General features: G+C 63.1%; 7 protein-coding genes. 5 read left to right on the forward strand and 2 right to left on the reverse strand.

Features of this window, described 5'->3' with window-relative positions; translation table 11 throughout:
• Nucleotides 1-47: 47 nt before the first annotated feature.
• Both ACZYSP_RS19455 and ACZYSP_RS19460 read right to left on the reverse strand, forming a co-directional pair.
• Nucleotides 48-776: a GNAT family N-acetyltransferase gene (locus tag ACZYSP_RS19455; protein ID WP_093059830.1), complete on the reverse strand. Its 729-nt coding sequence runs from the start codon at nt 774-776 to the stop codon at nt 48-50.
• 108 nt (nt 777-884) lie between these two features.
• On the reverse strand, nt 885-1,358 hold the full coding sequence (locus tag ACZYSP_RS19460; RefSeq protein WP_093059828.1) for an Lrp/AsnC family transcriptional regulator: 474 nt from the start codon (nt 1,356-1,358) through the stop codon (nt 885-887).
• 144 nt (nt 1,359-1,502) lie between these two features.
• On the opposite strand from ACZYSP_RS19460, the gene hppD reads away from it, so the two are divergent.
• From hppD to ACZYSP_RS19485, 5 genes are all read left to right on the forward strand, one after another.
• A complete protein-coding gene (gene hppD, locus ACZYSP_RS19465; protein WP_489015973.1) occupies nt 1,503-2,630 on the forward strand; it encodes a 4-hydroxyphenylpyruvate dioxygenase in 1,128 nt (375 codons plus the stop codon).
• Nucleotides 2,631-2,662: 32 nt separating this feature from the next.
• Nucleotides 2,663-3,466 (forward strand): transporter substrate-binding domain-containing protein, encoded by an 804-nt coding sequence (locus tag ACZYSP_RS19470; protein ID WP_093059824.1) that lies wholly within the window; start codon nt 2,663-2,665, stop codon nt 3,464-3,466.
• Nucleotides 3,467-3,481: 15 nt separating this feature from the next.
• A complete protein-coding gene (gene phhA / locus ACZYSP_RS19475; protein WP_489015975.1) occupies nt 3,482-4,354 on the forward strand; it encodes a phenylalanine 4-monooxygenase in 873 nt (290 codons plus the stop codon).
• Between the two features lie 128 nt (nt 4,355-4,482).
• Nucleotides 4,483-6,177: an AMP-binding protein gene (locus tag ACZYSP_RS19480; RefSeq protein WP_093059820.1), complete on the forward strand. Its 1,695-nt coding sequence runs from the start codon at nt 4,483-4,485 to the stop codon at nt 6,175-6,177.
• Nucleotides 6,178-7,110 carry an MBL fold metallo-hydrolase gene (locus tag ACZYSP_RS19485; protein WP_354338756.1) on the forward strand — a complete coding sequence of 311 codons (933 nt, stop codon included), beginning with the start codon at nt 6,178-6,180 and terminating at the stop codon, nt 7,108-7,110.
• Nucleotides 7,111-7,260 lie beyond the last annotated feature (150 nt).

The raw sequence follows: 7,260 nt of genomic DNA on the forward strand, positions 1-7,260 counted from the left end.
GCTCTACCCCACGGCCGGCATAAGCCGGTTGGGGGCGCCGCGTTCCCTCAGGGGGCGGATTTTTTTCGGGCGTCGCGCATGCCGCTGCGCACTTCCTGCAGGCTGGCCAGGAAGGCCCAGAACTGCTTGGCGCGGCTCTTGAGCGCGAAGTCGACCGCAGCGTAATGCTCCAGGGCGATTTCGCTCATGCGGCTGTCGAAGGTGGCGCTGGGCAGCTCCAGGTGAGCTTCGGCTTCGGAGCCGCTGCGCACCACGGTGGCGCCGGCGTTGCGGGCGATCTTCAGCATGGCGGCGTTTTCGCTCAGCGCATGGATGAAGAGCATGCCCACGCCTTCGTTGCGGGCCACGACCACGGCGCGCTCGAACAGGCGGGCGCCGTAGCCCCGGCCACGAGCGTGCGCCGAAACCGACACGCCGAATTCGGCGCAGTCGCTGTGCTCATCGCCGGGCGCGAAGGCCAGGTGCGCCATCGCGATCAGGTCGAGGCGGCGGTTGTAGATGCCGAAGAGCTCGTCGCGCTCGAAATCGAGGCTGTCGACGTAGCGCTGGACCTGTTCGTCGGCCGCCGCGTAGCCGAAGCGCAGGTAGCGATCGTGCGGGGTGAGTTCGAGCAGGTGGCGGGCGATGCGCTCCCGTTCGCGCGGGCCGATCGAGCGGATCGGCACCATGACGGGTTGAGGCGCGCTGACGGCGCGTGGTTGCGCTTCAACCATCGGCGCTTTCAGGAAAGAGCCGAGGCCGAGAGACGCTTTGAGAAGGGTCTTGGCGGTAAGCATGGCTCAAATGTAAGGGTTTTCCCTTAAACAACAAGTCCACAGGGTCAATCGCGGGACACATTCGTGAACCAGTACCGAGGGACGTGGCGCTCACGCAACCAGATGTAGCTAAACCGGAACAGCTGTTGTGGCTTTGACACGGTCCAGCACGAAGCTGGTCTTGCAGTCTTCCACGCTGGGGTGCTTGAGCAGGGTGTCCATGATGAAGCGGCTGTAGTGGGCCATGTCGGCCACCACGACGCGCAGCAGGTAGTCCATGTCGCCGGTGAGCGCGGCGCATTCGACCACCTCGGGCCAGGTCTGCACGCTGGCGCGGAACAGGTCCATCGGGTTGCGCTTGTGGGTCTCGGTGTGCTTTTCGAGCCGCACGTTGAGGTAGGCGGTCAGCCCCAGGCCGATGGCTTCGGGCTGGACCAGGGCCACGTAGCGGTCGATCACGCGGTGTTCTTCCAGGCGCTTGACCCGCCGCAGCACGGCGCTGGGCGACAGGCTCACCTGCTCCGCGATCTGGTCGTAGGTTGCGCGCCCATCTGCTTGCAGCGTGCGCAAAATCATCCTATCAATCTTGTCCAGAGCTTCCATTTCATCATTCTTGCAGTTTTACTGCGCAAGAGCCACCAGGAGCGCCCGGAAACGCAGAAAACCTGAGAGGCATCCACCCTACATTGCATGACCGGCCGATTTAGCGCCTTATTCATTCAATTTCCACCCCACCGGAGACCGCACATGAGCCAAGCCGACGCACCCGCCTTCACGCCCTGGGAGAACCCCATGGGCACCGACGGCTTCGAATTCATCGAGTACGCGGCACCCGATCCGGTCGCCATGGGCAAGGTGTTCGAACGCATGGGCTTCAAGGCCGTGGCCAAGCACCGCCACAAGAACGTGCTGCTGTACCGCCAGGGCACGATCAACTTCATCCTGAACGCGGAGCCCGATTCCTTCGCGCAGAAGTTCGCTCGCGAGCACGGCCCGAGCGTGTGCGCCATCGCCTTCCGCGTGCAGGATGCCAAGCAAGCCTACGAACGCGCCACTGCACTCGGCGCATGGGGTTTTGCCGACAAGGCCGGTCCCGGCGAACTGAACATTCCCGCCATCAAGGGCATCGGCGACAGCCTGATCTACCTGGTGGACCGCTGGCCCGGCAAGAACGGCGCGAAGCCCGGCGACATCGGCAACATCGGCTTCTACGACGTCGACTTCGAGGCGTTGCCAGGCGTTGCGCCGGAACAGGCGCTTTCGCCGTTCGGCAACGGCCTGACCTACATCGACCACCTGACGCACAACGTGTATCGCGGCCGCATGAACGTCTGGGCCGGCTTCTACGAAAAGCTCTTCAACTTCCGCGAGATCAAATACTTCGACATCGAAGGCCAGGTGACGGGCGTGAAGAGCAAGGCCATGACCAGCCCCTGCGGCAAGATCCGCATCCCGATCAACGAAGAGGGCAAGGAACAGGCTGGCCAGATCCAGGAGTATCTGGACATGTACCGAGGCGAAGGCATCCAGCACATCGCGATGGGCTCGGACGACCTCTACAGCACGGTCGACGCGCTGCGCGCCAACGGCGTGACGCTGCTCGACACCATCGACACTTACTACGAGCTGGTCGACAAGCGCATCCCTGGCCACGGCGAGAGCGTGGAAGAGCTGCAAAAGCGCAAGATCCTGATCGACGGCAAGAAGGACGCGCTGCTGCTGCAGATCTTCAGCGAGAACCAACTGGGCCCGATCTTCTTCGAGTTCATCCAGCGCAAGGGCGACGACGGCTTCGGCAACGGCAACTTCAAGGCGCTGTTCGAAAGCATCGAGCTCGACCAGATGCGCCGCGGCGTGCTGAGCGCCGCAAAATAAGAGCCCCTTCCCTTATTGCTTCTGGAGCCCGCATGCGCAGCTTTACGTCTTCAATCGGTTTGACCTTCATCGCGGCAGCTGCCGCCGTTCTTTCGGGTTGTGCCATGGCACCGGCGGCCGCGCCGGTGGCCGGCTCGCACCTCGATGCGGTGCAGAAGGCCGCGGTGCTGCGCATCTGCACGCCGGGCGATTACAAGCCCTTCAGCTTCCAGAAGACGGACGGCGCCTTCGAGGGCATCGACGTCGACCTGATGACTGGCTTCAGCGCCAGCCTCGGCGCGAAGCCCGAGTGGGTTAAGACCACCTGGGCCAACCTGCTGCCCGACCTGAGCGCCGGCAAGTGCGACATCGCCGTGGGCGGCGTGTCGGTCACCACCGACAGGCAGAAGCGCGCCTTCTTCAGCGCCCCCTACATGGTCAACGGCAAGACGCCCATTGCGCGCTGCGCGGACGTGTCCAAGTACCAGAGCGTGGCCGCCATCGACAAGCCGTCGGTGCGCGTCATCTTCAACCCGGGCGGCAGCAACGAACGCTTCGCCCGGACCAATTTCAAGCAGGCCAAGCTCACGCTGCACGGCGAAAACGTGACGATCTTCGACGAGATCCTCGCCAACCGCGCGGACGTGTTCGTGACCGAAGCGGCCGAGGCCATCACGCAGCAAAAGCTCAAGCCGGGCCTGTGCGCGATCAACCCCGACAAGCCGCTGCAGTACGGCGAAATGGCCTGGATGCTGCCGCGCGACGACGTGGCCTTCAAGTCGTATGTCGACCAATGGCTGCACCTGCAGCAAGCCGGCGGCGACTTCCAGCGCACGATGGACCGCTGGCTCAAGTAACTCAAGACCGATCTCATGGAAACCCCTGCCGCTGTTGTCACCCCTGCCGTCTACGGCGCCTCGGACCGCCCGCCCCGCGGCGACTACTCGCGCGGCGGCGCGGTGCTGGCCGACTACACCTGCCCGCAGGACTGGGCCAGCTATACGGAAGCCGATCACGACACGTACCGCCGGCTCTATGAGCGCCAGGCAGCGCAGTTGCCGGGGCTGGCCTGCGACGCCTTCATCAAGGCACTGCCTTCGCTCGGCGTGAAGGACCGCATCCCGCGCTTCGAGGAACTCAACGAACGGCTGCACCGCGCAACGGGCTGGGAGATCGTGGCGGTGCCGGGGCTGATTCCGGAGCTGCCGTTCTTCACGCTGCTCGCGAACCGCAAGTTTCCGGTGACCGACTGGATCCGCAAGCCCGAAGAGTTCGACTACATCGTCGAGCCCGACGTGTTCCATGACCTGTTCGGCCACGTGCCGATGCTGTTCGACCCGACCTTCGCCGACTACGTGCAGCGCTACGGCGCAGGCGGCATCAAGGCGCACGAACTGGGCGCTGGCGAGAAGCTCGCGCGGCTCTACTGGTACACGGTGGAGTTCGGGCTGATCCGCCAACCAGACGGCCTGCGCGCCTACGGCGCCGGCATCCTGAGCTCGGTGGGCGAACTGAAGCACGCGGTGCTCAGCGACGAGCCGCGCCGGCTGCCGCTGGACCTGCTGCGCACCATGCGCACGCGCTACAAGATCGACACCTACCAGGCCAACTACTTCGTGATCGACAGCTTTGCGCAGCTGTTCGACTGCACGGCGCCCGACTTCACGCCGTTGTACGAGTCACTGAAGGTCGCATCCGATATCGAAGCCGGGGTGCTGCTACCGGGCGAATCGGGCAAGGCCTGAATTCCTGAAGGGTTGTGAGTCGCGCCGCGCAGCTATCGCGCGCGCGACAGCACACACCCGCCCCCTAGGACAAGCCCGCTGGCGGCGGAGGCGCACTGCCTCCCACAATCCGCGCCAAAGGAGTTTGCATGCAGACAACATCCGCGCAACAAAACTATCCGGCCGGCGTACCGCACGAAATCAATCCCGAGCAGTACCGTTCATTGCCTCACATGTTCGACGAGGCCTTCGGTCGTTATGCCGATCGACCGTTCTCGGTCTGCATGGAGCGCTGGATGTCCTACGGGGAGCTCGACACGCTGTCGAAGGCAATGGGCGCCTGGCTTCAGTCGCGCGGGCTCGAGCCTGGGGCGCGCGTGGCGATCATGCTGCCCAACATTCCGCAGTTTGCGGTCACCATGTGCGGCGTGCTGCGTGCGGGCTATACCTGCGTCAACGTCAATCCGCTGTACACGGCGCGGGAGCTGGAGCACCAGCTGAAGGACTCCGGGGCAACGGCCATCGTCATTCTCGAGAACTTCGCGGCAACGCTTGAAAAGGTGATCGAGCGCACGCCCGTGAAGCATGTGGTCATGACGTCGATGGGCGACCTGCTGGGCGGGTTGTACGGCGCGTGGATCACTGTGGCGGTGCGCCATCTGGCGAAGCTCGTGCCGGCCTACAAGTTGCCGTTGAGCGATGGGCGCACGGTGACGCCCTTCACCCAGGCCATCTCCGAAGGGCGCGGCCGCACGCTGGGGCCCGATCAGAGCACGCTCGATTCGATCGCGTTCCTGCAGTACACGGGCGGCACGACCGGCCTGTCGAAAGGCGCGGTGCTGACCCATCGCAACATCGTCGCGGCAACGCTGCAGGCCGAGGCCTGGTTCACGCCGGCGCTGTCGCGCGCCGGTGACCTCGCGAAGGTCAACAGCATCGCGGCGCTGCCGCTGTATCACATCTTCGCGCTGACGCTGTGCCTGCTGGTGATCCGCCAGGGCTCGCACATGACGCTGATTCCGAACCCGCGGGACTTCAACAAGTTCATTGCCGTGCTGAAGAAGCGGCCGTTCCACATGCTGCCGGCGGTGAACACGCTGTTCAATGCGCTGCTGATGCATCCCGAGTTCAAGTCAATCGACTTCTCGACGCTGTTCGTTTCGCAGGCAGGCGGCATGGCGGCCTCGGAAGGTACGGCGCGCAAGTGGTTCGAGGCCACCGGCTGTCCGATGATCGAAGGCTGGGGCATGAGCGAGACCTGCGCGATCGGGACGAACAATCCGGTATCGAACACCAGGTTCACCGGGACGATTGGGCTACCGTTGCCCAGCATTGAGATCGCGATTAAGGACGATGACGGAAATTCGCTGCCGATTGGCCAGTCTGGCGAGCTCTGCATCAAGGGGCCGAACGTGATGACGGGCTACTACAACCAGCCCGCCGAGACTGCAGCAGCGTTCACCACGGACGGCTTCATGCGCACCGGCGACATTGCCGTGATGCAGGAAGACGGCTACAGCCGCATCGTCGACCGCAAGAAAGACATGATTCTGGTGAGCGGCTTCAACGTGTTCCCGAACGAACTCGAGAACGTGATTTCGTTGTGCCCTGGCGTTGTGGAGTGCGCGGCGGTGGGTGTGCCTGATGAGAAGCAGGGCGAGGCCATCAAGGTCTTCGTGGTCCGCAGGGACCCGACGCTGACCGAAGATGCCGTGCTCCAGTACTGTCACTCGCAGCTCACGGGCTACAAGCGGCCGAAGCACATCGAGTTCCGGGAATCGCTGCCGAAAACCAATGTGGGGAAGATCCTGCGCCGTGAGCTTCGCACAGCTGCAGTCGCCTGAATGAGTCATTCGTCGGCGAGCGCCGGGCTGCCGGCGAATGTCATTGTGTTTGAGCGAGGATGGTTGTCTTCGAACAATGTGCTGTTCGTAGGCGATGAAGAGACGGCTGTGGTCGATACGGGGTATGCGACGCATGCCGATCAGACCTTGGCCTTGGTCGAATCGGTGCTGAAGGAGCGGCCGCTTGATCGCATCCTGAATACGCATCTCCATAGCGACCATTGCGGGGGGAACGCGGCGCTGCAGGCGCGCTATCCATTAGCTCGCACGGACATTCCGCCAGGCGAGGCTGCACTGGTGGAGCGTTGGGATCAACGCGGGTTGAGTTTCTTGGCTACGGGGCAGACGTGTCCACGATTTGGCTTTACGGGGTTGCTGCAGCCTGGGACGGAATGCGTGCTCGGGGACAGGCCGTGGCAGGTGCATGCCGCACCAGGCCACGATCCTCATTCGGTCATTCTGTTCGACGCGGAATCACGGACGCTGATTTCGGCGGATGCCCTGTGGGAGAACGGATTTGGCATTGCGTTTCCCGAGCTGGCCGGCGAACCGTCGTTCGCAGATGTGGGCGCTACGTTGGATCTGATTGGGGAGCTTGCACCGAAGCAGGTGATCCCGGGGCATGGCGCTGTTTTCGATGACGTCGATAAGGCTTTGTCCGTCGCGCGTCGGCGGCTCGATGGCTTGCAGCGCGATCCCGTGAAACACGCACGGCACGCCATCAAGGTGTTGATGAAGTTCAAGCTGCTGGAGGTGCAATCGATCTCCGTCGCGGATTGGAATGCCTGGCTGCGGAGCACCGCTTATCTCGAAGCCATTCGATCACGCTTTTTCGGCGCTGTCGATTTAGATCAATTGACTAAGGAGATCTTGGCGGAATTGGTTGCTGCAGGCGCAGCTGAGATGAGCACTCCAGGTATTCGCAATACCTAATTCGCGTCCTGATTGCACCCTCCAAAGCAAAAACCCCCAGTCATTTCTGACTGGGGGTTTCTGGGCTGTAAGAGCCTGACGATGACCTACTTTCACACGGGAACCCGCACTATCATCGGCGCTGACGCGTTTCACTGTCCTGTTCGGGAT

The organism is Variovorax sp. F042, from assembly GCF_057814215.1.